Annotated in this window: 22 protein-coding genes; 18 read left to right on the top strand and 4 right to left on the bottom strand. The window is 42.9% G+C overall.

Features of this window, described 5'->3' with window-relative positions; translation table 11 throughout:
* Positions 1 to 1,134: an ABC transporter ATP-binding protein gene (locus tag VF675_RS00625; RefSeq protein ID WP_168418687.1), complete on the bottom strand. Its 1,134-nt coding sequence runs from the start codon at positions 1,132 to 1,134 to the stop codon at positions 1 to 3.
* 313 nt (positions 1,135 to 1,447) lie between these two features.
* The gene (locus tag VF675_RS00620; RefSeq protein WP_440204619.1) at positions 1,448 to 2,803 is read right to left on the bottom strand and encodes an amino acid permease; all 1,356 of its coding nucleotides are present in this window, start codon (positions 2,801 to 2,803) and stop codon (positions 1,448 to 1,450) included.
* 321 nt (positions 2,804 to 3,124) lie between these two features.
* Between VF675_RS00620 and prpF the strand changes: the two genes are divergently transcribed.
* On the top strand, positions 3,125 to 4,315 hold the full coding sequence (gene prpF / locus VF675_RS00615; protein ID WP_440204597.1) for a 2-methylaconitate cis-trans isomerase PrpF: 1,191 nt from the start codon (positions 3,125 to 3,127) through the stop codon (positions 4,313 to 4,315).
* A gap of 164 nt (positions 4,316 to 4,479) precedes the next feature.
* Positions 4,480 to 5,415 carry a polyprenyl synthetase family protein gene (locus VF675_RS00610; RefSeq protein WP_440204596.1) on the top strand — a complete coding sequence of 312 codons (936 nt, stop codon included), beginning with the start codon at positions 4,480 to 4,482 and terminating at the stop codon, positions 5,413 to 5,415.
* 124 nt (positions 5,416 to 5,539) lie between these two features.
* Here VF675_RS00610 and VF675_RS00605 read toward each other — a convergent pair whose 3' ends face one another.
* Entirely contained in the window at positions 5,540 to 5,896 is a 357-nt protein-coding gene (locus tag VF675_RS00605) for a hypothetical protein (RefSeq protein WP_096901797.1), read from the bottom strand.
* Positions 5,897 to 6,336: 440 nt separating this feature from the next.
* Between VF675_RS00605 and ndhC the strand changes: the two genes are divergently transcribed.
* The 16 genes from ndhC to VF675_RS00525 all read left to right on the top strand — a co-directional run bounded on the left by ndhC (position 6,337) and on the right by VF675_RS00525 (position 23,205).
* A complete protein-coding gene (gene ndhC / locus VF675_RS00600) occupies positions 6,337 to 6,882 on the top strand; it encodes an NADH-quinone oxidoreductase subunit A (RefSeq protein WP_004975445.1) in 546 nt (181 codons plus the stop codon).
* A gap of 6 nt (positions 6,883 to 6,888) precedes the next feature.
* On the top strand, positions 6,889 to 7,566 hold the full coding sequence (locus tag VF675_RS00595; RefSeq protein WP_004975447.1) for a NuoB/complex I 20 kDa subunit family protein: 678 nt from the start codon (positions 6,889 to 6,891) through the stop codon (positions 7,564 to 7,566).
* An 85-nt stretch (positions 7,567 to 7,651) separates the two neighbouring features.
* On the top strand, positions 7,652 to 9,439 hold the full coding sequence (nuoC, locus tag VF675_RS00590; RefSeq protein WP_070155070.1) for an NADH-quinone oxidoreductase subunit C/D: 1,788 nt from the start codon (positions 7,652 to 7,654) through the stop codon (positions 9,437 to 9,439).
* Between the two features lie 14 nt (positions 9,440 to 9,453).
* Positions 9,454 to 9,963 carry an NADH-quinone oxidoreductase subunit NuoE gene (nuoE, locus tag VF675_RS00585; protein ID WP_004975451.1) on the top strand — a complete coding sequence of 170 codons (510 nt, stop codon included), beginning with the start codon at positions 9,454 to 9,456 and terminating at the stop codon, positions 9,961 to 9,963.
* Positions 9,960 to 11,297, top strand: coding sequence for an NADH-quinone oxidoreductase subunit NuoF (gene nuoF, locus VF675_RS00580; protein WP_004975453.1), 1,338 nt, complete (start codon positions 9,960 to 9,962; stop codon positions 11,295 to 11,297). The genes nuoE and nuoF overlap by 4 nt, the downstream gene beginning before the upstream one ends.
* 11 nt (positions 11,298 to 11,308) lie before the next feature.
* Entirely contained in the window at positions 11,309 to 13,993 is a 2,685-nt protein-coding gene (gene nuoG, locus VF675_RS00575) for an NADH-quinone oxidoreductase subunit NuoG (RefSeq protein WP_440204595.1), read from the top strand.
* A 3-nt stretch (positions 13,994 to 13,996) separates the two neighbouring features.
* Positions 13,997 to 15,016 carry an NADH-quinone oxidoreductase subunit NuoH gene (nuoH, locus tag VF675_RS00570; protein WP_004975457.1) on the top strand — a complete coding sequence of 340 codons (1,020 nt, stop codon included), beginning with the start codon at positions 13,997 to 13,999 and terminating at the stop codon, positions 15,014 to 15,016.
* Between the two features lie 18 nt (positions 15,017 to 15,034).
* The gene (gene nuoI / locus VF675_RS00565; RefSeq protein ID WP_004975460.1) at positions 15,035 to 15,577 is read left to right on the top strand and encodes an NADH-quinone oxidoreductase subunit NuoI; all 543 of its coding nucleotides are present in this window, start codon (positions 15,035 to 15,037) and stop codon (positions 15,575 to 15,577) included.
* Positions 15,577 to 16,095 (top strand): NADH-quinone oxidoreductase subunit J, encoded by a 519-nt coding sequence (gene nuoJ, locus VF675_RS00560; protein ID WP_171062597.1) that lies wholly within the window; start codon positions 15,577 to 15,579, stop codon positions 16,093 to 16,095. Before nuoI ends, nuoJ begins: the two co-directional genes overlap by 1 nt.
* The gene (gene nuoK / locus VF675_RS00555; protein WP_004975463.1) at positions 16,095 to 16,403 is read left to right on the top strand and encodes an NADH-quinone oxidoreductase subunit NuoK; all 309 of its coding nucleotides are present in this window, start codon (positions 16,095 to 16,097) and stop codon (positions 16,401 to 16,403) included. Before nuoJ ends, nuoK begins: the two co-directional genes overlap by 1 nt.
* The gene (gene nuoL, locus VF675_RS00550) at positions 16,400 to 18,295 is read left to right on the top strand and encodes an NADH-quinone oxidoreductase subunit L (protein ID WP_104852361.1); all 1,896 of its coding nucleotides are present in this window, start codon (positions 16,400 to 16,402) and stop codon (positions 18,293 to 18,295) included. Before nuoK ends, nuoL begins: the two co-directional genes overlap by 4 nt.
* A gap of 1 nt (position 18,296) precedes the next feature.
* Positions 18,297 to 19,910 (top strand): NADH-quinone oxidoreductase subunit M, encoded by a 1,614-nt coding sequence (gene nuoM / locus VF675_RS00545; RefSeq protein WP_004975471.1) that lies wholly within the window; start codon positions 18,297 to 18,299, stop codon positions 19,908 to 19,910.
* A gap of 3 nt (positions 19,911 to 19,913) precedes the next feature.
* A complete protein-coding gene (gene nuoN, locus VF675_RS00540; RefSeq protein WP_096901804.1) occupies positions 19,914 to 21,407 on the top strand; it encodes an NADH-quinone oxidoreductase subunit NuoN in 1,494 nt (497 codons plus the stop codon).
* A 126-nt stretch (positions 21,408 to 21,533) separates the two neighbouring features.
* A complete protein-coding gene (upp, locus tag VF675_RS00535) occupies positions 21,534 to 22,169 on the top strand; it encodes a uracil phosphoribosyltransferase (protein ID WP_019836328.1) in 636 nt (211 codons plus the stop codon).
* An 81-nt stretch (positions 22,170 to 22,250) separates the two neighbouring features.
* Positions 22,251 to 22,544 (top strand): cold-shock protein, encoded by a 294-nt coding sequence (locus tag VF675_RS00530; RefSeq protein WP_178318208.1) that lies wholly within the window; start codon positions 22,251 to 22,253, stop codon positions 22,542 to 22,544.
* A gap of 85 nt (positions 22,545 to 22,629) precedes the next feature.
* The gene (locus tag VF675_RS00525; RefSeq protein ID WP_440204594.1) at positions 22,630 to 23,205 is read left to right on the top strand and encodes a cold shock domain-containing protein; all 576 of its coding nucleotides are present in this window, start codon (positions 22,630 to 22,632) and stop codon (positions 23,203 to 23,205) included.
* Between the two features lie 39 nt (positions 23,206 to 23,244).
* On the opposite strand, the gene gigC is transcribed toward VF675_RS00525, so the two are convergent.
* On the bottom strand, positions 23,245 to 24,126 hold the full coding sequence (gigC, locus tag VF675_RS00520) for a LysR family transcriptional regulator GigC (protein ID WP_019837525.1): 882 nt from the start codon (positions 24,124 to 24,126) through the stop codon (positions 23,245 to 23,247).
* Positions 24,127 to 24,179 lie beyond the last annotated feature (53 nt).

Here is a 24,179-nt window from a genome sequence, read left to right as displayed (position 1 = left end):
TTAAATGTGAATAGCAGCTAAAGCAGAATCTGGTGTGGTTGATGATTGCTCATCAGATGCCAAGAAAAAACAGCTGTTTAAATCTACAGAAACATAGACTTGTTCGGTATGCTGGAAATCTTGAAGATGATTAACTTGTGCCAAAAGTGTGAGCGCATGATCTTGTAGTTTTAGACGTAGTTGCTGCGCGTGTCCCATAAAGCTTGAAGACAACACGCTTGCTGGTAATGCACCTTCACTAGGGGTTTTGCTGACACGAACTTGATGAGGGCGGAAGCAGCATTGCACTTGTTTTTGCGTAGATAAGTCTTGTGCTAAATCCTGCTGACCACGATCAACTTGACCAAAAATGGTGGAGATTGTTTGATTATTGACTTGTGCAGGAATTTCATTCAACGCAGAAAAATAGCGCGCTGCAAATAACGTTTTAGGTTGTAGGTAGAGTTGCTTAGGCGAGCCAATTTGAATGATTTGCCCTTGATGCATTAAGATAATTTGATCAGCAATTTGCAGCGCTTCTTCAGGATCATGCGTGACAATGACCGTAGTAGTTGCCGTTTGTTTTAAAATTTGAATGGTGCTTTGACGAATTTGATCACGCAGGCGATGATCCAAATTGGAAAAAGGTTCATCCATAAGTAAAACTTGCGGTTTAGGGGCTAATGCACGTGCCAAAGCTACTCGTTGTTGTTCACCGCCTGAAAGCGTGTAGGGGTAGCTGTCTTGATGATGCAGCATCGACACGTGTTCTAAGGCTTGTTTGGCAATTTCAGTACGTTGCGATTTAGGGAATTTTTTTAAGCCAAACATGACATTTTCCAGCACACTTAAATGTGGAAAAAGGGCGTAATCTTGAAAAACTAAACCAATGTTGCGTGATTCTGCAGGTATCTGTTGTTGTGCATCCCATAAAATATGCTGTTCGAGTTGAATAGAACCACTGCTTGGATTTTCCAAACCTGCAATTAAGCGCAGCATGGTGGTTTTACCGCATCCTGAGTGCCCCAACAAACAGACAATCTGCCCACTCATGGCAGACCATGTCGCATTTTGCACGGCAAAACGTGAACCAAACTTTTTACTCAGCTGTTGGATGGTCAATACATTGGCAGGTTGTGCAGCAAACGCATTCATGGATATTTCACACGACAAATTTTGTGCTCAAATAATAACTAAGAATTCTTCTCAAGTAGAGTCTTTTTATCATTTAGAATGTAAATGACCTTGGGGAGAGTATAAATTGGTTGAAATATCAATAAAAACAGCAGTGTTTTATTGGTTTATATTCTGAAAGAGAATCCTACAGCAGGATTAAAAATTTGAAGGTTTTATAATTTCACTCTATTGAGCGTTGAACTTACATGCGGAAAGACAAAATCGAGCTATAAAAAAAAGTTACTGCCGAAGCAGTAACTTTTTAAATGGGGCGATATAAATGCAATCCAAATTAAGGTTTTTTGGAATTAAGCACCTTAAACAGAATGAACATTAAAACAATCCAGACTGGAATCATAATGACTGATTCTTTGAAGCCTTGAGTCCACATAATGTATAGCACCACAGCAATGAAGGCCAACACCAGATAGTTACTAAATGGCGACCAAAGAGCAGGGAACTTGGTTGGAATAGCTAATTTTTTCAAAGTACTGCTGAATTTTAAGTGGGTTAAACTGATCATCGCCCAGTTTAAAACCAATGCACCCACAACAATATACATGAGGTGGCTTAAAGCTTCTTCAGGTACAAAGTAGTTCAACAATACACAGCCGAAAATTAATACCGCAGAGAATAGGACGGCTGGGATTGGCACACCTTGTTTATTCACTTTTAGGAAAATTTTTGGTGCATTGCCTTGTTTGGCTAAGCCGAACAACATACGGCTGTTGGCATACATCCCACTGTTATACACAGAAAGTGCCGCAGTCAAAATCACGAAATTCAGTAAGTGTGCAGCCCATTCAATCCCCATCTGGCTAAAAATCATCACGAATGGACTTTTATCTAAACCACCTAAATCGAGCTGATTCCAAGGCACTAAAGACAACAGAATAGTGAGCGAACCGACATAGAAAATCAGGATACGGAACACCACTTGGTTAATGGCTTTAGGAATTGTTTTTTCTGGGTCTTGCGCTTCGGCTGCTGCCATACCAATCAATTCAATGCCGCCAAAGGCAAACATCAGGAAGGCCAACATAAAGAATAGCCCTTCAAAGCCATGCGGGAAGAAACCGCCATGTGCCCAAAGGTTACTGAAAGAAGCAGTAGAAGTCGCATCTGCAGAAAGTAATAGGTATAAACCAAATACAATCATCGAGACTACGGCAGCGACTTTAATAATCGCCAACCAGAATTCCGACTCACCGTAGAACTTCACGTTGCCCAAGTTAATAATGGTAATCACAATGAAAAAGAACAGTGCCGATGTCCATGCAGGAATATGCGGCCACCAGTAGTTAATATATTTTGCGACTGCGGTGAGTTCTGCCATGGCCACCAAAATATACAGAATCCAGTAATTCCAGCCAGCTAAAAAGCCAGGGAACTTACCTGCATATTTATAGGCAAAGTGACTGAATGACCCTGCAACGGGCTCATGAACAATCATTTCCCCCAATTGGCGCATAATTAAAAATGCAATAAGACCACCAATGGCATAACCCAAAATAATAGATGGGCCAGCAGATTGGATGACCTGCGCGGAACCTAAGAATAAACCAGTACCAATTGCACCACCCATGGCAATCAATTGAATATGGCGGTTCTTTAAGCCACGCTGAAGTTGTGAAGACTCGTTGTTCAAAGTATTCAGCCCGACAATGAAAAAGTGACAAGATTGTAATAGATCAAATTTCATTAGCCTAGTAGCTATACATTTATGAATTAAATTTATGCAAATTATAAAAATAAGTTTATTGGTTTTTTATTTTAAAAATTAGCGTAATCAATATATTAATTTTATTTTTGTCTTATAAATCAAGGTGACTGGTTAGGGTGAATTTTACCAAATGTTGTTTTTTTATACTTAAGTCAAGACCGCGATACCTTTTGAATAAAAACCGTTATCATGCAAAAGGGTCTTTTTATATTGACCATAACAATCAAAAACAAGGGAATAAAATTCATGCGTTTTGCACCACAAGTTAAAATTCCAGCGACTTATATGCGCGGCGGTACCAGTAAAGGCGTATTTTTTAAACTTGATGATTTACCTGTAGCAGCACAGCAGCCAGGCAAAATTAGAGATCAAATTTTATTACGCGTCATTGGCAGTCCAGACCCTTATGCCAAGCAAATTGATGGAATGGGCGGTGCAACTTCAAGCACCAGCAAAACGGTAATTTTGGCGAAAAGTACGCAGCCTGATCATGATGTCGATTATCTGTTTGGACAGGTTTCGATTGATCAGCCTTTTGTGGATTGGAGTGGTAACTGTGGCAACCTGACGGCTGCGGTAGGTGCATTTGCCATTAGTAATGGTTTGGTCGATGCCAGCAAAATTCCAGAAAATGGTGTGTGCACAGTACGCATTTGGCAAAAAAATATTGAAAAAACCATTATTGCGCATGTACCGATGACCAACGGTCAGGTGCAGGAAACAGGTGATTTTGAGCTGGATGGCGTGACATTCCCAGCAGCAGAAGTGCAAATTGAATTTTTAGACCCTGCCGATGATGGTGACGAGGGTGGGGCAATGTTCCCGACGAGCAATGTCGTGGATATTTTAGATGTGCCAAATATTGGAACATTTCAGGCTACATTTATTAATGCGGGTATTCCAACAATTTTTCTGAATGCAGAAGATATTGGTTATACCGGCACAGAACTGCAAGATGCGATCAATGGTGATGCACAGGCATTGGCACGTTTTGAAACCATTCGTGCTTATGGCGCTAAACAAATGGGACTAATTCAGGAAATTGCCGAAGCTGAAAAGCGTCAGCATACCCCCAAAATTGCTTTTGTTTCTGCGCCAAAAAGTTATGTCTCTTCAAGTGGAAAGCAAATTCAGGTAGAAGATACCGATTTATTGGTACGTGCATTATCGATGGGTAAATTACACCATGCCATGATGGGCACAGCAGCTGTTGCAATTGGTACTGCTGCAGCTATTCCAGGAACTTTGGTGAACTTAGCTGCAGGTGGTGGTGAGCGTGAAGCGGTACGTTTTGGACATCCTTCGGGTACGCTTCGCGTTGGTGCGCAAGCCGTGCAGGAAAATGGACAGTGGCAAGTAAAAAAAGCGGTAATGAGCCGTAGTGCACGTGTCTTGATGGAAGGCTGGGTGCGTGTGCCTGCTGAAACGCTTGAATAAATTGGTCACGAACCTGACATTTTAAATTTAAACAAAATTCAGCCTCTATTTCGATAGGGGCTTTTTTGTAGCTGAAATACTATATCGGTGCAGTTAAGGCTTAAAAAAAATTGAATTATGGGTACAATGCTGCAACAGACAAAGCAGCTTACTGCTTATCAGACATGAACCAACAATTCGAGGCGAATGTGTCATCACTTCACGATTTACAGGCGCATGCATTAACCGCAGCCCAACAACGTATTCAGCAAGACTTGCTTACCGCTTTAGAGGCCTTTGCATTGCCAGAACCGTTAAAGTCTGCTGTGCATCATGCCGTCATGTTGGGTGGTAAGCGTGTGCGTCCTGCTTTGTGTTATGCCACAGCTGCGTTAAGACCTATTCAGAATTATGCAGCAGTACGCCGTGCTGCAGTTGCAATTGAGCTGATTCATTGTTATTCACTGGCGCATGACGATTTGCCGTGTATGGACAATGACTTATTGCGTCGTGGGCAACCAACTTGCCATGCCGCGTATGGTGAAGATACAGCATTGTTGGCAGGCGATATTTTACAGTCGATGGCATTTGAAATTTTAGGCAGTCGTTTGTTTGATCAGGCTGCTGCGGTAGATCAAGGCATTGTCCTCAAACAGATGCAAATTTTAGCCACTGCTTCTTCAAAAATGGTCTGTGGACAGGTTTTAGATTTGCAGTCTGAAGGTAAACAGGTTGATCAGGCGACTTTGGAAAGTATCCATCGTAATAAAACAGGTGCCTTGATTTCTGCTGCAGTGATGATGGCTGCTGTGACCGTGTTTGATGGGCGAGATAAAGCGATTCCACAATTGCGTGAATATGCGCAGGCGATTGGTTTAGCCTTTCAGGTACAAGACGATATTTTAGATATTATTTCGGATACTGAAGTACTAGGTAAAACTGCAGGGAAAGATGAACAAGTTGAAAAATCGACCTATCCTGCACTCATGGGCTTGGAAAAAGCACAAGCTTATGCACAAGAATTGCACGATCAAGCCTTTGCTGCGTTGGCATATTTTAAAACTGATACCGTCTTAGAGTTACAGCAAATTTCCGAGTTTTTATTGTCACGTAAAAGCTAAATTATTCTAGATGGAGGGCTTGTGGCTCTCAATACTCAAAAGCGAGCAGATGCTCGCTTTTTTGTGCTTTATGAAAGTGTTGGCTGTTTTAAGCAACACACTTTAATGCAGATTCTATACGGCTTTATTCTTGTAGCGTTGCATCAGGTGGTAAAATTGCTTTGCCTTGTTTTAAGCTGTCTAAAGCCTCGCGGTTAAAATCTACCAACAAAGAATTATTTTGTGGATCAATCGCATAACGGCTAATTAATTTTTGATCGCCTTGTAAGGTTTCAAGGCGGTATTCATCTGCAATATTCATAATGCCGTCTAAATTAATGGTGGCAGATGCTTTGTCTTGGCGAAATAACTCGTAAATATCACGCAGGTCAAAAATTGCATTTTGTGCGTCAGGATGTTTTTCAAAATAATTTTGCAAATGACGAATAAATAATTGCGCAAACATAAAGTAATTTGGTTTGTGGGTATAGTCTAAGCTCATGTGTTTACTCCTTATTATTCAAATTTTTAATGCTTACTAGGAATAGCACACTCTGGGTGAAAAATTAAAGAAACTCAGGGTCTAAGTTGCAAAAACTACACAAAATTTTGTGCGGCTTAAACTAAGCTGAAACCTGAAGTTGCGATGATCTCTCTATAAATTTAAAAACTTTGCAACGAACCGCTCAATTGGTGTTTTGGAAAAAATAATCACAACTGACTTATCTATTTGTTAAAGCGATTAAGAGCCCTACGGAGTAGTGGAATTCTAAAATATCAAGTATTTGAATAAAAAATCATCCGAAAGACTAAGACTTATGAACTAGCAAGTGAAATCATAAATCAGGTACAATTGGCGTGATTAATTTTGTGTTTGGTGTATTTGAAGGCCAATACATACATTCTTTGTTAATAAATAGGCCTGCCAGGAGTTATCCCCGCATGAGTGCCATTACTCCATACGAATGGGCAATTATTGCCTTCGTGATCGGCGTTACATTTTTATGCGTCTTTATGCTGACCGTTCCTTTACTCCTTGGGGGTAAATCATGGGGGCGTGCGAAGCAAGAGCAGTTTGAGTCGGGTGTTGTAGGTGCTGGTGGAGCACGTATCCGCTTATCTGCAAAGTTCTATTTGGTTGCAATTTTCTTCGTTGTTTTCGACTTAGAAGCACTTTATCTATACGCATGGGCAGCTTCTGTTCGTGAAGTAGGTTGGGTGGGCTTTGCAACGGCTGCTGTATTTATTTTAGTTTTACTCGTTGGCTTAATTTATGAATTATCAACTGGTGCGCTGAACTGGGCTCCATCTGATAAGCGTAAAGCAGCAGGGATTAAACCTAAAATTGGTTCGCCAAATATGGATCTTGCAGAAATCACACGCTTTAACTCAATTGAAGAATTGGTAACGGACCCTACCGGTCAAATTCCAGCTCAATCCTCTGGTCGTGTAAAAAAATCTGCGACTACCTCATCTGATAAGGAGTAACTCGGGATGAAATATACCTTAACCCGTGCGAATCCCGATGCTGATCAATATCCACTTCAAGAGCGTCAAATCGTAACCGATCCGCTTGAAGAAGAAGTGAATAAAAATGTGTTCATGACTCGTTTAGAAGACTTGGCACATACAGCAGTAAACTGGGGACGTAAGAACTCAGTTTGGCCATTTAACTTTGGTACATCGTGCTGCTACGTAGAGTATGCAACTACCTTAACAGGTGTGCATGACTTGTCACGTTTTGGTGCAGAGGTTATTCGTGCTTCACCGCGTCAGGCAGACTTGATGATTGTTGCAGGTACGTGTTTTGTGAAAATGGCACCTGTAATTCAGCGTTTGTATGAGCAAATGCTTGAGCCTAAATGGGTAATCTCAATGGGCGCATGTGCAAACTCAGGTGGTATGTACGACATTTATTCAGTTGTGCAAGGTGTGGATAAAATCATTCCTGTGGATGTGTACATTCCGGGTTGCCCACCACGTCCTGAAGCATTAATCCAAGCATTGATGTTATTACAAGACCAAATTCAATTAGAGCGTCGTCCGTTGTCTGCGGTGATTGGTGATGATCTTAAGCCAGTATATAAGCCGAAGATGATGCCAGAACGTGACCGTAAGAATGCGCAGCGTATTGCGGTGAAAAACTTACGCTCTATGGATGAAATTAAATAATTTAAACGTACAAATATTGATGCACCCGACGGGTGTAGTTGTCGTTTAGGTTGACTGAATTTGTATTAAATAGGAAGCCAAGCCAATGGCTGAAACTGACATTGCTATGCCAGAATCAACTGCAGTTGATTCACGCCCAGCATTTGCAATTGTAGAAGAGCTCAAAACCAAATTTGGTGAGAACTTCTACGTGCAAACGACTTTTGAAGATTTTCCAACAGTCTGGGTTGAGCGCGCACGTGTACAAGAAGTTTTAATGTTCTTGCGTACAGTGTCACGTCCATACGTGATGTTGTTCGACTTGTCTGCGGTAGATGAGCGTTTGCGTACTCACCGCGATGGTCTACCTGCGTCTGACTTTACTGTGTTCTATCACTTGTTATCGCTTGAGCGTAACACGGACATTCGTATTAAAGTTGCGTTGAATGAGAGTGATCTCAACATTCCAACAGCAACCAACATTTGGCCAAATGCCAACTGGTACGAGCGTGAAGCTTACGATATGTTTGGTATTAACTTCGAAGGGCATCCAATGCTTCGTCGTATCTTGTTGCCAACATATTGGGAAGGTCATCCGTTACGCAAAGAGTATTCTGCACGTGCAACGGAATATACACCGTATATGCAGAACCAAGCCAAACAAGACTTCGAGCAAGAACACCTTCGCTTTGTGCCTGAAGATTGGGGCTTAAAGCGCGGCAATAAAGACGAAGACTTCATGTTCCTGAACTTGGGTCCTAACCACCCATCTGCGCACGGTGCGTTCCGTGTAATTTTGCAGTTGGATGGTGAAGAAGTGAAAGACTGTGTGCCAGATATCGGCTATCACCACCGTGGTGTGGAAAAGATGGCTGAGCGTCAAACTTGGCATTCATTCATTCCTTATACAGACCGTGTGGACTACCTAGGTGGTTGTGCTCAAAACATGCCGTATGTGATGGGTGTGGAGCAACTGGCAGGTATTACTGTGCCAGACCGTGCACAATGTATTCGTGTCATGATGTCGGAATTATTCCGTATCAATAACCACTTATTGTTCATTGGTACTGCAATTCAGGATGCGGGCGGTATGACCCCTGTATTCTATATGTTCGCAGACCGTCAAAAAATCTACGATGCGATTGAAGCCATTACTGGTTACCGTATGCACCCAGCATGGTTCCGTATTGGTGGTACCGCACACGACCTACCAAACAACTGGCAGCACCTGATTCGTGAAATCTTGGAGTGGATGCCAAAGCGTATGAATGAATACTACACTGCGGCATTACGCAACTCTGTATTCATGGGTCGTACGCAAGGCGTTGCACAGTATGATGCGAAATCTGCTTTGGCGTGGGGTGTAACAGGTACTGGTCTACGTGCAACAGGTATCGACTTTGACGTGCGTAAATACCGTCCATACAGTGGTTATGAAAACTATGACTTTGACGTGCCAGTAGAGTACGAAGGCGATGCTTACGCACGTGTATTGGTACACTTCCGTGAAATCGAAGAGTCATTGAAAATCATCAAACAATGTCTAGATAACATGCCTTCTGGTCCATATAAAGCTGATCATCCATTGGCTGTTCCACCACCAAAAGACAAGACATTACAAGATATTGAAACCTTGATTACGCACTTCTTAAGCGTGTCTTGGGGTCCTGTAATGCCTGCTGGTGAAGCATCTGTAATGGCAGAAGTGGTGAAAGGTGCATCTAACTATTACTTGACTTCAGATAAGTCGACGATGAGTTACCGTACCCGTATTCGTACACCAACTTTCACGCATTTACAGCAAATGCCTTCTGTGATTAACGGCAGTCTGGTATCTGACTTAATCATTTATTTAGCGACCATTGACGTCGTAATGGCAGACGTGGATCGCTAAGGGGTAAACGCATTATGATGATTTTGACTGATAAAAAGCCACGTGTGAATGTTGAAGGGATTTTAACTGCGGAAGAAATCCATGAAATTGAACATCACATTGGTCATTATCCGTACCCACGTGCAGCATCTTTAGATGCCTTGAAGTGTGTACAGCGCCGTAATGGCTGGGTAGATGACGCGCAGTTAAATGCAATTGCACAACTTCTCACCATCAGCGTTGCTGATTTAGAAGGTGTTGCAACATTCTATAACCGTATTTATCGCCAGCCTGTAGGTCGTCACGTGATTTTATTGTGTGACTCAATTGCATGCTTCTTGATGGGTGCAGAAACACTGGCAGAAGCATTCCAGCGTGAATTAGGCATTCAGTTTGGTCAAACGACTGCAGATGGTCGTTTCACGTTATTGCCAATTTGCTGTTTAGGAAATTGCGACAAGGGACCAACCTTGATGATTGATGAAGATACTCACGGTTTAGTTGAGGTGACATCGGTGCAACAGTTATTGGAGAAGTATGTATGAATACCGAACCAAGACCAATTTATGGTGACGGTAACCCAGAAACGCATCCATTAACTTGGCGTTTAAGCAAGCAAGAGCACGTGCGTAATGCAGATGATTACGAAGCGCTAGAAGGTTATGCGGGCTTTAAGAAAGCGATTTCTATGCCGCCTAAAGATGTGCTTGAAGTCATTAAAGCTGCGACAGTGAAAGGTCGTGGTGGTGCAGGCTTCCCAGCAGGGATCAAATGGTCACTGATGGCACCAAACGACAATTCAGGTCCACGTTATCTGATTTGTAATGCCGATGAGATGGAACCAGGTACTTTCAAAGACCGTTTGTTGATGGAAAAACTTCCACACCAACTGATTGAAGGTATGCTGATTGCTGCGTACACGCTTGAAGCTACCCACGGCTATATCTTTATTCGTGGCGAATACATCGAAGCTGCACAGTACTTAAATGAAGCGATTGAGCAAATTCGTGCCAAAGGTTATTTGGGCGAAAACATTTTAGGTACCAACTGGGGCTTTGAGCTATACGTGCATACAGGCGCAGGTCGTTATATCTGTGGTGAAGAAACCGCATTGATTAACTCGCTTGAAGGTCGTCGTGCTAACCCACGTACTAAACCACCATTCCCGCAAGTTGCAGGGGCATGGGGTCGTCCAACGATTGTCAACAACGTAGAAACCTATAATAACTTACCTGCAATCATGTTACGTGGTGCAGAGTGGTATATCGGTTTATCTGCAGGCAAATCGAAAGATCCAGGTACAAAAATTTACGGTGCTTCTGGTAAGGTGAAATTCCCAGGTCTATGGGAGCTTCCATTTGGTACGACTGCACGTGAAGTAATTGAAGACTATGCGGGTGGCATGCGTGATGGCTTGAAGCTAAAAGCATGGTTACCGGGTGGTGCGTCTACCGACTTCTTGGCAGCAGAACACATTGACTTGCCAATGGATGCAGAAAGCATCATGAAGGCAGGTTCACGTTTAGGTACGTGTTTGCTTATGGTGGTCGATGAAACCCAATGTATGGTTTCTGCAACCCGTAACTTAGAAGAATTCTTTGCGCGCGAATCATGTGGTTTCTGTACCCCATGTCGTGATGGCTTACCGTGGGCTGTAAAAGCACTCAAAGCAATTGAAAATGGCGAAGGGAAAGAAGAAGACATTCAACATCTTCAAGAACTCACCAAAAAATTGTGGATTGGTAAGACCTTCTGTGCTCACGCACCAGGTGCGATGGAGCCATTAATGGGCGCACTCAAATATTTCCGTGGCGAGTTTGAAGCAAAAGTGGCAAATAGCCGTCCTGCTGCTCAAGCTAGCAACGTAGAACAAGCTTAAGGAATTCGACTATGGCTACAATTCATGTCGATGGAAAATCGTACGAAGTCAATGGCTCGGAAAACTTGCTGCAAGCATGTTTGAGCCTTGGGATCGACATTCCGTACTTTTGTTGGCATCCATCCTTAGGTTCTGTCGGTTCTTGCCGTCAATGTGCCGTGACCCAATATGCGAACCCTGAAGATACTCGTGGTCGCTTGGTGATGTCATGTATGACACCTGCTGCTGACAATACCTATATCTCGATTGAAGACAAGGAAGCAACTGAGTTCCGTGCTTCAATTGTAGAGTTCTTGATGACCAACCACCCACACGACTGTCCAGTCTGTGAAGAAGGTGGTCACTGTCATTTACAAGATATGACTGTAATGACACAGCACGATCGTCGTCGTTACCGCTTTACTAAACGTACTCACTATAACCAAGAGCTTGGTTCGTTCATCGCGCATGAAATGAACCGTTGTATCGCGTGTTATCGTTGCGTGCGTTACTACAAAGACTATGCAGGCGGTACAGACTTTGGTGTCTATGCCAACGCATCACGTGTTTACTTTGGTCGTCCTGAATCGGGTACTTTGGAATCTGAATTCTCGGGTAACTTGACTGAAGTCTGTCCAACAGGTGTATTCACCGACAAAACTCACTCTGCGCGTTATAACCGTAAGTGGGACATGCAGTATGCGCCTAGCGTATGCCAAGGCTGTTCTTCAGGTTGTAACATCTCTCCGGGTGAGCGTTATGGCGAATTGCGTCGTGTAGAAAACCGCTTTAACGGTGAAGTCAACCAATACTTCCTATGCGATAAAGGTCGATTCGGTACAGGTTATGTGAACCGTGAAGATCGTCCACGTCAGCCACAGTTCCGTAACGGTGCGAGCGTAGAAACCGTTTCTGTAGATGCTGCACTTGATACGATTATTGCCAAAGTTCAAGGCAAAAAAGTTTTGGGTATTGGTTCACCGCGTGCATCGCTTGAATCAAACTTTGCTTTGCGTGAGTTGGTGGGTCAAGACAACTACTCAACAGGTTTATCGCAAAAAGAGCAAAACTTGGTTGAACTTGCTGCTTCAATCATGCAAACCGAAGGAATTTATAACCCAGGTATGCGTGAAATTGAAGACTACGATGCTGTGTTAATTTTGGGTGAAGATTTAACTCAAACTGCACCACGTATGGCGTTGTCTGTTCGTCAAGCGGCGAAAAACAAAGCCAAAGAAATGGCAGCAGAGCGTCGTACGCCAGACTGGTTGGCTGAGCCTGTGCAACGTATTGCGCAAGATGCAAAATCACCAATTTACATTTTGGCTGCAACGCAAACTCGTTTAGCCGATGTCGCAACAGGTGAAGTGGTTGCTTCTCCAAATGATATCGCACGTTTAGGTTTTGCTATTGCTGCTGCGGTTGCTGGTGAAGTGATCACAGGTTTAGATGACGATGCGAAAGCATTTGCACAAACTATTGCCGACACGTTAAAAGCTGCGAAAAAACCATTGGTGATTTCAGGTACAAGCTTACAAGACGCTGCCATTATGGAAGCGGCTGCACAAGTGGCACAAAACTTGGGTGAAAACGCAGGTTTAAGCTTAACTGTGCCAGAAGTGAACTCAATGGGCTTGGCTATTTTTGGTGGTCAAAGCTTAGAGCAAGCATTTGCGCAAGATTACGATGCTGTGATTGTGGTTGAAAATGACTTATACCGTCGTTTACCTGCAGTACAAGTCGATGCAGCTTTAGCGAAAGCACAAGATGTCATTGTGTTAGATCATGCTGAAACTGCAACTGTGCAAAAAGCCAACATCGTACTTTCTGCAGCAAGCTTCGCGGAAGGTGATGGTACGGTGGTGAGTCAGGAAGGTCGTGCACAACGCTTCTTCCAGGTTTATGACCCAAGCTACTACAAACCTGAATTGGCGATTAAGGAATCTTGGCGCTGGTTACACGCACTTGAAACAGGCTTAAAAGGCAAAGCAATTGCTTGGACTGTTTTAGATGACGTGATTGAATCTGTAGTGAAGAATGTTCCAGCACTTGAAGCAATTCAAGATGTTGCACCAGATGCAGGTTTCCGTGTACATGGTTTAAAAGTTGCGCGTGAACCACGTCGTTACTCAGGTCGTACCGCTATGCGTGCACCGTTATCCATTCACGAACCAAAACAACCTGTCGATGTAGATTCAGCATTAACATTCTCTATGGAAGGTTATGTGGGTAATCAAACGCCAGCGGCACTTGTACCATTTGCTTGGTCTGCAGGTTGGAACTCGCCACAAGCTTGGAACAAATTCCAAGAAAACGTGGGTGGTCACTTAAAAGGTGGTGACGCAGGTATTCGTTTATTCGACCGTTTGGCGAAACGTCCTGCACGTAGCTATGTTGCACCTGCACCAGTACTTGCAAATCCAGACAGCTTCCGTTTAATTCCAATGCATCACATTTTTGCATCGGGGGAATTTACGGTGAAAACTCCTGCAATGGAATCACGTATTCCTGAAGCAGTATTTGCTGTAGGTACGCAGGATGCGCAGCGTTTGAATCTACAAGATGGTCAAACAATTACTGTACAAGCAGGCGAAACATCTATCGTGTTGCCAGTACAAGTGATTGAATATTTACCTACAGGTTATATTGGCTACCCAATTGGTCTTGCACCAACGGTATCTCTTGCAGAGCCTGTTTCAGTCGCGGTAGGAGTGTAATTCATGCAACAAGAATTAATCCGTCAGACGCCGCTGTGGGCTGAGAACTGGCCAATTGCCTATTCAGTCATTCAAGCGATTGTCATCTTACTGGTTGTGGTATTGATTGCTGCACTCATGTCTTTTATTGAGCGTCGTTTACTGGGCTTATGGCAAGACCGTTATGGTCCGAACCGTGTAGGTCCAGGCGGTATGTTCCAGATTGTTGCCGACATGCTGAAAATCATGTTCAAAGAAGACTGGACACCAAAATTTGCCGACAAACTTACGTTCCGTATGGCACCAGCGGTTGCAATGGCAACTGCGGTACTGTCGTTCATGGTTATTCCTGTATCACCTTATTTAGGTGTGGCAGACATGAGCATTGGCCTGTTGTTCTTTATGGCAATGGCAGGTATCGCAGTGTATGCGGTGTTATTTGGTGGTTGGTCATCAAACAACAAATACGCATTGCTTGGTGGTTTACGTTCAGCCGCTCAAACCATTTCTTATGAAGTGTTCTTGGGTATTTCACTCATGGGTGTGGTTGCTATTGCAGGCTCATTCAACATGCGTGAAATTGTTGAAGCGCAACGTGATGTTTGGTTTGTGATTCCACAATTCTTAGGTTTCTTGATTTTCGTGGTTGCAGGCGTTGCGGTAACTCACCGTCACCCATTTGACCAACCAGAAGCAGAACAAGAATTGGCTGAAGGTTATCACGTAGAATATGGCGGTATGAAATGGGGGATGTTCTTCGTTGCAGAATATGTCAACGTGGTATTGATCTCTGCGCTTATCGTGACTCTATTCTTCGGTGGATGGCTAGCGCCGTTTAACCTTGAAATTCCATTCATTCCAGCAGCTTTCTGGTTCATTATCAAAACAGCATTCTTTGTGATGATGTTTGTCTTGGCTCGTGGTTCTTTAATGCGTCCGCGTTATGACCAAGTGATGAACTTTGGTTGGAAAATTTGCTTGCCATTGGCGCTTGTTAACCTTTTGGTAACTGGTGCTGTGATTCTTATGAATCATTCGGCCTAAGACAGCAGGGAGAACAATATGTTTAAGTTTCTAGCTGGGTTTGGGTCAATTGTACGTTCACTGTGGATGGTTTTCTCGCACGTGACACGTAAACGTGACACCATTTTGTATCCGGAAGTACCAGCCGAAGAAATTGTACCTCCACGCTTCCGTGGTCGTATTGTGTTAACACGCGATCCAGATGGCGAAGAGCGTTGTGTAGCATGTAACCTCTGTGCAGTTGCTTGTCCAGTAGGTTGTATTTCACTGCAAAAAGCAGAACAGGAAGATGGTCGTTGGTACCCAGAGTTTTTCCGTATCAACTTCTCACGCTGTATTTTCTGCGGTATGTGTGAAGAAGCATGCCCAACGACTGCAATTCAGTTAACACCTGACTTCGAGTTAGGTGAATATGTGCGTCAAGACTTGGTGTATGAGAAAGAACACTTACTCATTTCAGGTCCTGGTAAATATCCTGACTACAACTTCTACCGTGTAACGGGTATGGCTGTTACAGGTAAAGACAAAGGTCAAGCGCAACGTGAAAGCGCACCTATTGATGTACGGAGTCTATTACCATGATGTGGCCGTTTTACTTGATGGCACTCGTGGCCATTGTTTCTACGGTTCGTGTAGTGACTAACGCGAACCCAGTACATGCTTTATTAAGCTTGATCGTGTCATTACTTGCGGTTGCAGGCATGTTCATGATCGTGGGTGCACCATTTGCTGGTGCCTTGGAAATCATTGTTTATGCGGGTGCGATCATGGTCTTGTTCGTATTCGTGGTGATGATGCTCAACCTTGGTCAGCAAACTGTTGAGCAAGAGCGTAAATGGTTGACTTCATCAACTTGGGCATACCCAGCTTTGATGAGCTTCCTAATTGGTTTGGTTTTAGTGTGGTCATTAAGCTCAGACTACACTGCACCAAGCGCGCTTATGGGCACCGAAATGGTGGGTCCAAAAGCAGTGGGTCAAGCACTCTTTACTCAGTACTTATTGTTGGTTGAAGTTGCCGCAATGTTATTACTTGCAGCTTTGGTTGCAGGCTTCCACATCGGTAAACGTGAACCAAGTGCAGAAGAGGAAAAAGAATAATGGGCAACATCCCTTTAGAACATGGTTTGATTGTCGCGACCATTCTTTTTGCACTCGGTTTTTACGGTGTGATGGTGCGACGCAACCTACTATTTATTTTAATGGGCCTTGAAATCATGATGAACGCTGCGGCATTGGCGTTTGTCTTGGCTGGTAGTGCATGGGTACAACCAGATGGTCAGATCATGTTTATCTTGATCTTGACACTTGCTGCGGCAGAGGCGTGTATCGGTCTTGCGATCGTCCTTCAGTTCTATCATCGCTTCCATCATTTGGATGTGGATGCTGCTAGTGAGATGCGCGGATGAGTTATTTATATCTAACAGTATTGTTTCCGCTCATTGGTTTTATCCTTTTAGCGGCAGGGCGTAACAACTTACCTGAAAAAGTTGCTGCGATTATTGGCGTAGGTTCAGTGGGTCTGTCTGCATTATTTGCGCTAATTGCAGGCATGGACTTTGTGAACAACGGTTCGGTTGCAACGACTCAACATTTATGGACTTGGTTCAATGTGGGTGGTTTTGCACCTGCGTTTAGCTTGCACTTAGACGGTTTATCTTTGCTCATGCTGGGCATGATTACAGGCGTGGGTTTCTTAATTCACATCTTTGCATCATGGTATATGCGTGGTGAAGAAGACTTTGCACGTTTCTTCTCTTACTTCAACTTGTTCGTTGCGAGCATGTTGTTGTTGGTACTTGGCGATAACTTGGCGTTATTGTTCCTAGGTTGGGAAGGTGTAGGTTTGTGCTCTTACTTGCTGATTGGTTATTACTACCAAAACCCTGCAAACGGTTTTGCAGCAATCAAAGCATTTACCGTAACACGTGTGGGTGACGTTTTCCTACTGATCGCGTTGTTCTTGTTGTATCAACAATTTGGTACGTTGAACACACAATACATCGTAGAAAATGCAGCCAATGTAATGACTCAAAGCTCGTCGATCACCATTTGGACAGCGTTAATGTTGTTCTTGGGTGCTGCGGGTAAATCTGCACAAATTCCGTTGCAAACTTGGTTAGCCGATGCGATGGCAGGTCCTACACCTGTATCTGCATTAATCCACGCTGCAACCATGGTAACTGCGGGTGTTTACTTATGCTGCCGTATGTTCAGCGTATTTGAACTTGCACCTGAAGTGATGTTATTCATTTCAATTACAGGTGCTGTGACCTTGCTAGTTGCTGGTTTTGCAGCATTGGTTCAAACCGACATCAAACGTATTTTGGCTTACTCAACTATGAGTCAGCTGGGTTATATGTTTATGGCAGTTGGTGCAGAAGCATACCAAGCGGGTCTATTCCACATGTTAACTCACGCATTCTTCAAGGCATTATTATTCTTGTCTTCTGGTGCGGTGATTTTGGCTTACCATCACGAACAAAACATTTTCAAAATGGGTGGCTTGTTCTACAAGAACAAATTCCTGTTTGCATGTTTCGCGATTGGTGGCGGTGCATTGGCAGCGATTCCATTCTTGACCATTGGTTTCTTCTCAAAAGACGCTATTTTGGCAGCAGTTTGGACGCAAAGTCATATCGCAGGTATTCCGCTATATAACACCTTATATTGGGTGGGTGTAGCAGGTGCATTCTTAACGTCAATTTATACATTCCGCTTAATTTGGGTTGTATTCTTTGGTAAAGAAAACACACCGTATCACGAGATCAAAGGCGCAACTTACTGGTTCCCATTGGCAGTGCTTGCAGCACTTTCAACTGGTTTAGCGATTGTATTAAAAGCGCCAGTGATGAGCATTCTTGATGCTGCAAAAATCCCAGCATTTGTGATTCCTGAAGCATTAGAAGCAGGTGCACATGGTGCAGAGTATGTTGCAATTGGCGTGGCTTTGGCTGGTTTAGCTGTAGGCGTGGTGTTATTTGCCTTTGCTTACAACGCTGTAAAAGGTTTCGCGCAAACTTCATTGGGTGCGGGTCTTGCCAATATTTGCCGTAATGCACTTGGTTTCGATGCGTTGTATGACATCGTATTTGTAAAACCATACTTGCTGATTGCCAAACTATTAGGTCGTGATCCAGTGGATGGTATGTGGTTAGTACTGCCTGCACTGGTGAAAGGTGGTCATAGCTTCACAAGTTCACGTCAAACTGGTTCATTACGTGAGTACGCATCGAGTATGGCACTTGGTGTGGTGGTCTTACTAATGATCTTGATCGTGATTCAGGTCGTGGGGAAATAAGATGGATACTCCAAACAATTTAATTCTACCCGCGCTGATCCTTGTTCCGTTCATTGCAGGTTTTATTTGCTGGTTGGTCGATAAACTCGACGATAAATTACCGCGTTACATTGCTTTAGTGGGCATGCTCGTTACTTTGGGCTTAACTGTCGCATTGTGGCAAGGTGCTAGCTATAACTATGAATTAGGCGCTCAAGTTCCAACTTGGTCGGCTGAATTTATGTTGCCTTGGATTCAAACCCTAGGCATCAACATTCACTTAGCGGTGGATGGCTTATCTTTACTCATGGTGGGTTTAACCGCATTACTGGGTATTTTAGCGGTAGGCTGTTCATTTGGTGAGATTCAAAAGAACGTCGGTTTCTTCCACCTTAACCTTTTATGGTCTTTGGGTGGGGTAATTGGTGTATTCCTTGCGATTGACTTGTTCCTGTTCTTCTTCTTCTGGGAGATGATGCTTGTACCAATCTACTTCCTGATTGCGTTATGGGGTCATAAAGGTTCAAATGGTCGTTCACGTGTTTACGCTGCAACCAAATTCTTTATCTATACGCAAGTTGCTGGTTTAATCATGTTGATTGGTATCTTAGGTCTAGTGATCTACGGATACATGATGTCAGGTACAATTTCATTCAACTACAACTATTTATTGGCTGTAGCGAATACACTTGACGCACAATTACCAGCAGTCGCTTATGCCTTCATGATCTGTTTATTCATCGGTTTTGCGGTAAAACTTCCAGTTTTCCCATTACACGGTTGGTTACCAGATGCACACGCACAAGCGCCTACAGCGGGTTCTGTCGACCTTGCAGGTATTTTGATTAAAACTGCGGCATACGGTTTATTACGTTTCGTGATTCCATTCTTCCCAGCGGCTTCTGCTCAGTTTGCAGACATCGCCATTATTTTGGGTTTAATTGGTGTGTTCTACGGCGCGTGGTGTGCTTTCCAGCAAACCGATATGAAGCGTTTACTTGCCTATACCTCAATTTCGCACATGGGCTTCGTATTACTTGCAATTTATGCAGGTAATATCCTGACTTACCAAGGCTTAATGATCATGATGTTGGCACATGGCTTGTCATCTGCTGCATTGTTCATTATGTGTGGTCAAATTTACGAGCGCGTACATACACGTGACATGCGTTTAATGGGCGGTATTCGTGGTCAATTCCAATACCTTTCATTCTTCCTCATGTTCTTTGTGGCTGCGTTAGTCGGTATTCCTGGTTTAGGTAACTTTATTGGTGAATTCCTGATTTTGATGGGTTCATTTGAACAGTTCCCAGCCTTCACAATTATTGCGGCAATCAGCTTAGTTTTTGCAGGTGTTTACGGTTTAATCCTGATTCACAAAGCTTTGTTTGGTGTACCAAATGAAGAGCAAAAACAGCACTATGCAAATCCGTTAAAAGATTTAAATGCACGTGAAGTTGTGATTCTTTCAATTTGTGCGCTGGGTCTAGTATGGCTTGGTCTGTATCCACAAACCTTCCTTGATATTTCAAATTCAAGTATGGCGTGGTTAGCAAATAGCTACATCCCAGTTCAAGAAGTAGTTGAAGTTACGCAAGAAGTAACAGCTCAACTCGAAAATGTGGAGATCCAATAAGCCATGAACTTCACAATGTCATTTTCTGAGCTTATGCCTTTAGCTCCTGTGATGATCGTGGCTTTAACTGCGATTGTCGTGATGATCCTTACTGCAATTAAGCGTAACCATAACTTAATTGCTACAGCATCAGTGGTGGGCTTGAACCTCGCTGCGGCTTACCTTTTACTCATGATGTTTGGTGGGAACTTTGCTCCTGCCAGCGTGATGGGCATGTTTATGATTGATCCGTTCACCTTGTTATATCAACTGGTGATTCTGATCGCAGCATTGGCATGTTCTACTTTGTCTCATGCTTATATTGAGACCTATAAAGACAACCGCGAAGAACTTTACATCTTGATGTTATGTTCTGTAGCGGGTGCTATGTTGATGGTATCAAGTTCGCACTATGCATCGTTCTTCATTAGCCTTGAGTTAATGTCAATTCCTGTTTATGGCTTATTGGCATATACCCACCAGCGTTCTAAATCTTTAGAAGCGGGTGTGAAGTACTTAGTATTGTCTGCAACTGCATCAGCAATGTTGCTTATGGGTATGGCGTACATTTATGCGTACACAGGTTCATTGTCGTTCTATGACTCTGTTCAAGCATTAATGCAAAACATCCAGCAACCTTTGGTAATTTTAGGTTTAGGCTTAATTGTCTTTGCTGTGGCATTTAAACTGTCTTTGGCGCCATTCCACAAATGGACACCAGACGTTTATGACGGTGCGCCTGCACCAATCGCAACCTTCCTTGCGACTGCAGCGAAAGTAGCAACCATTGGTTTGTTCGTGCGTTACATTTTGGGTTCAGGGGCAATCCTGATCGACTCGATTGTAACTATCATGACCATTATTGCCGTGCTTTCAATTTTGGTGGGTAACTTCCTTGCTGTACGTCAAGTGAACTTGAAACGTATTTTGGCTTACTCATCAATTGCACACTTTGGTTATTTGTTGATTGGTTTGATCAGCATGACTTATGCAAGCTTGGGTAATGTCAGCGTTTATGTGATTACCTATGTCTTGACGACTATTGGCGCGTTTGGTGCAGTGGCATTAATGTCTAGCCCATACAACAACGTAGCAGAAGCTGAAAGTTTGGCTGACTACCGTGGTTTGTTCTGGCGTCGTCCAGTATTGACTGCTGTATTAACCGTGATGATGCTTTCTCTTGCAGGTATTCCATTAACTGCAGGCTTCATTGGTAAGTTCTTGGTGGTGATGGCTGCGGTAACGACTCAGCACTGGTTCTTAGCTGCGATGATCATCGTGGGTTCAGGTATTGGTTTGTACTACTACTTGCGCGTTATGGTGGTGATGTATATGACACCGCCAGATGAACCAAAAATGGACGCTGTTGATCATTGGGGCCAAAAAGTGGGCGGTATTATGGTATTGGTTGCAGCTTTAGCGGTATTGGTGATTGGTGTTTATCCAGACCCAATTATCAAAATGGCACTTGAAGCTGAAATTTTGTCACCCATCCATTTCATGCTGTCACAGCAATAATTTGAAAGAAGTTTAACTTTCAGTCAAAAAGCCTTCATAAATTGAAGGCTTTTTGGTTTATATACACAATAAAAACAGCATATAATAAAACGATATTTGCTTTTCTTTCCTTTTAGGTGTTCTCCCGTGGCTATTCATGAAATCCGTCATCCACTTATTCGTCATAAATTAGGGCTATTACGTCGTGCAGACATCAGCACCAAAAACTTCCGTGAATTAGCACAAGAAGTAACCATGTTGCTGACTTATGAGGCGACTAAAGATTTGCCAGTGGTCGAGCACGAAATTGCGGGTTGGAATGGTGCAGTCACTGTAGACCGTATTGCGGGTAAAAAAATTACGGTTGTGCCAATTTTACGTGCAGGTATTGGCATGTTAGATGGTTTCTTGAACCTGATTCCAAGTGCTAAAGTGTCTGTACTTGGCTTGGAACGCGATGAAGAAACTTTAGAAGCGCGTACTTACTACAAAAAATTAGTACCAGATGTACAAAATCGTATCGCGATGATTATTGACCCTATGCTTGCCACAGGTTCATCTTTAGTGGCAGCAATTGATTTGCTCAAAGCCAGTGGTTGTAAAGACATCCGTGTGATGGTTTTGGTTGCAGCGCCAGAAGGCATTCAACGTGTAGAAGCCGCGCACCCAGATGTGGTGATCTTTACTGCATCGGTTGATGAAGGTTTAAACCAAGATGGTTATATTGTGCCTGGCCTGGGTGATGCAGGCGATAAAATTTTTGGTTCAGTCCAAAAAGATTAAGCTGAATGTTGGTAAAAAAGAGGCATTAACTGTCTCTTTTTTATATACTCACATATAGTGCAGCTCGTAAAAGGTTAAGCCATGAAATCTGAACAATATCAAGGGAAAATCAAACAATACAATGCCGAAAAAGGCTATGGATTTATTGCCGCACCTGAAGGTGAAGTGTTTTTCCATATCTCGGATTTTTCTGCGGCTGAAGGCGATCCAAAGCGCAATGATCGGGTTAAATTTAATGTGGTTCAAAATGGTGATCGTTATAAAGCCATTAATATTGAACCTGTAGAAGATAAATCCAAAAAAGCGAAAAAGGCCAAAGCGGTTGCTGCAAATACCTCGATTACGTCTGCATTGTTATCGAACTTAAAGGGTTAATTTTAAATATTTTCATGAATAGAAAGGGGCATTTCAGTCTCTTTTTTTATACAATAATCAAAAACTAACGTGTAAAGAGTAATTTATGTTTTTAGAAGGGAAAATAAAAACTTATAACGAAGAACGAGGCTTTGGTTTTATTCAAATAGAAGGAGAGCCAAAAGATTTGTTTTTTCATATTAAAGATTTTCCCAATAAAAATCTGCCACCAAAAGTGGGAGAAAATCTAAAATTTCGTAAAGTAGAAGAAAATGGCAAGTTCAAAGCAGATAATATCGTCCGTCTAGATATTAAGGTTGCAGTCGAAAGGCATACACCTCAATCAAGGGCAATTCATACGACAAAGCAGAATCATAAAAGACAGCAGAAGTCTGAAAATAACTCATCCAATTTTGTGACTTTTATGGGTATATTGATTATATTCGGCTTGGCTTATGCAGTATTTAATAAGTACCAAGCTTGGAAAAATAGCCAGCCTGAAGCTTTATCAGTACAAAAAGTAGTAGAAGTTCCAGTTGTTGAACAGAACTTTACTTGTGATGGGCGTGAGTACTGTAGTCAAATGACGTCTTACGAAGAAGCGTTATTCTTTATACGAAATTGTCCAAATACTAAAATGGACGGTGATGGTGACGGCATACCATGTGAGAGTCAGTTTTAATGGTAAAAAAAAGAGTACCTTGATTGGTACTCCTGTGAATTATTTCGCGTCGCAAAACTTCATAAATGCCCTTAAACCAGGCCCTTGGTATTTCTGACGATGCACCAACATGAATAACGGGCGCGTCAGTTGCCAGAAAGGCGTATCCAAAATTACCAATTGACCTTTTTCTAGTAAAGGTTCAATCGCCAATCGTGAAATACACGACATACCAATTCCACCTGCGACAATTTTTAAAATCGCTTCGTTATGACCCAAAGTTAAACGAATATTGGCATCAGGCAGGTCTTTTAAAATTGCATTGTCAAATACTTCACGGGTACCTGAACCTTCTTCACGTAAAATCCACTCGGCATCTTCAAAATCTGCAATGCTTAAGGCACGGTTTAACTGCGCTAGAGGATGACTTGGCGCACAGCACACTGCGAGCTCATCATCACGCCAATGAATACATTGGAGTTGTGGTAAGTGACAAGAGCCTTCTATCAAGGCTAAATCTAGCTGAAACTGATTCACAGCTTCAATCATTTGGCGGGTATTGCCCACTTGTAATTGTAAATGCGCCTGTGGTTGAATTTGCAAAAAGTCTGCCATTAAATCAGGCATCAAATAGTCACTGATAGTGAGGGTTGCACCTAAACGCAAATCAATACTTTGTAGCTCGCCTTTAGCAGCTTGCTCAAAAGCTTCACAACGACCCAAAATTTCTAAGGCTTGTGGCAATAAAAAACGACCTAAATCGTTCAGCTGTAGGCGCTTACCCAAACGGTCAAACAGTGGAGCGCCTAAGCCATCCTCCAAATCTGCTAAGGCCATACTTGCAGCACTTTGGGTGAGCTTAACGGCATCACTGGCTTTGGTTACTGTCCCTTCTTGGGCAACTGCTACAAAAACCGCCAACTGGCGTAAAGTCATGCGCATGAATCAAGCCTTAACATTTAAAAATATTCATAAATTACCCCAACATGCTAACA

The organism is Acinetobacter sp. Lyrl_1, from assembly GCF_051948795.1.
Taxonomy (GTDB): Bacteria; Pseudomonadota; Gammaproteobacteria; order Pseudomonadales; family Moraxellaceae; genus Acinetobacter; species Acinetobacter towneri.
This window is presented reverse-complemented; position numbering and strand designations above follow the sequence as displayed.

Excerpts from the sequence above, each read along its gene's own strand:
- nuoN (WP_096901804.1), top strand. The coding sequence starts at position 19,914 with ATGAACTTCACAATGTCATTTTCTGAGCTTATGCCTTTAGCTCCTGTG.
- VF675_RS00625 (WP_168418687.1), bottom strand. The coding sequence starts at position 1,134 with ATGAATGCGTTTGCTGCACAACCTGCCAATGTATTGACCATCCAACAG.
- VF675_RS00525 (WP_440204594.1), top strand. The coding sequence starts at position 22,630 with ATGTTTTTAGAAGGGAAAATAAAAACTTATAACGAAGAACGAGGCTTT.
- nuoI (WP_004975460.1), top strand. The coding sequence starts at position 15,035 with ATGTTTAAGTTTCTAGCTGGGTTTGGGTCAATTGTACGTTCACTGTGG.
- VF675_RS00530 (WP_178318208.1), top strand. The coding sequence starts at position 22,251 with ATGAAATCTGAACAATATCAAGGGAAAATCAAACAATACAATGCCGAA.
- VF675_RS00610 (WP_440204596.1), top strand. The coding sequence starts at position 4,480 with ATGAACCAACAATTCGAGGCGAATGTGTCATCACTTCACGATTTACAG.
- nuoM (WP_004975471.1), top strand. The coding sequence starts at position 18,297 with ATGGATACTCCAAACAATTTAATTCTACCCGCGCTGATCCTTGTTCCG.
- nuoH (WP_004975457.1), top strand. The coding sequence starts at position 13,997 with ATGCAACAAGAATTAATCCGTCAGACGCCGCTGTGGGCTGAGAACTGG.
- gigC (WP_019837525.1), bottom strand. The coding sequence starts at position 24,126 with ATGCGCATGACTTTACGCCAGTTGGCGGTTTTTGTAGCAGTTGCCCAA.
- VF675_RS00595 (WP_004975447.1), top strand. The coding sequence starts at position 6,889 with ATGAAATATACCTTAACCCGTGCGAATCCCGATGCTGATCAATATCCA.
- nuoC (WP_070155070.1), top strand. The coding sequence starts at position 7,652 with ATGGCTGAAACTGACATTGCTATGCCAGAATCAACTGCAGTTGATTCA.
- nuoL (WP_104852361.1), top strand. The coding sequence starts at position 16,400 with ATGAGTTATTTATATCTAACAGTATTGTTTCCGCTCATTGGTTTTATC.
- nuoE (WP_004975451.1), top strand. The coding sequence starts at position 9,454 with ATGATGATTTTGACTGATAAAAAGCCACGTGTGAATGTTGAAGGGATT.
- nuoJ (WP_171062597.1), top strand. The coding sequence starts at position 15,577 with ATGTGGCCGTTTTACTTGATGGCACTCGTGGCCATTGTTTCTACGGTT.
- nuoK (WP_004975463.1), top strand. The coding sequence starts at position 16,095 with ATGGGCAACATCCCTTTAGAACATGGTTTGATTGTCGCGACCATTCTT.
- nuoG (WP_440204595.1), top strand. The coding sequence starts at position 11,309 with ATGGCTACAATTCATGTCGATGGAAAATCGTACGAAGTCAATGGCTCG.
- nuoF (WP_004975453.1), top strand. The coding sequence starts at position 9,960 with ATGAATACCGAACCAAGACCAATTTATGGTGACGGTAACCCAGAAACG.
- prpF (WP_440204597.1), top strand. The coding sequence starts at position 3,125 with ATGCGTTTTGCACCACAAGTTAAAATTCCAGCGACTTATATGCGCGGC.
- VF675_RS00605 (WP_096901797.1), bottom strand. The coding sequence starts at position 5,896 with ATGAGCTTAGACTATACCCACAAACCAAATTACTTTATGTTTGCGCAA.
- ndhC (WP_004975445.1), top strand. The coding sequence starts at position 6,337 with ATGAGTGCCATTACTCCATACGAATGGGCAATTATTGCCTTCGTGATC.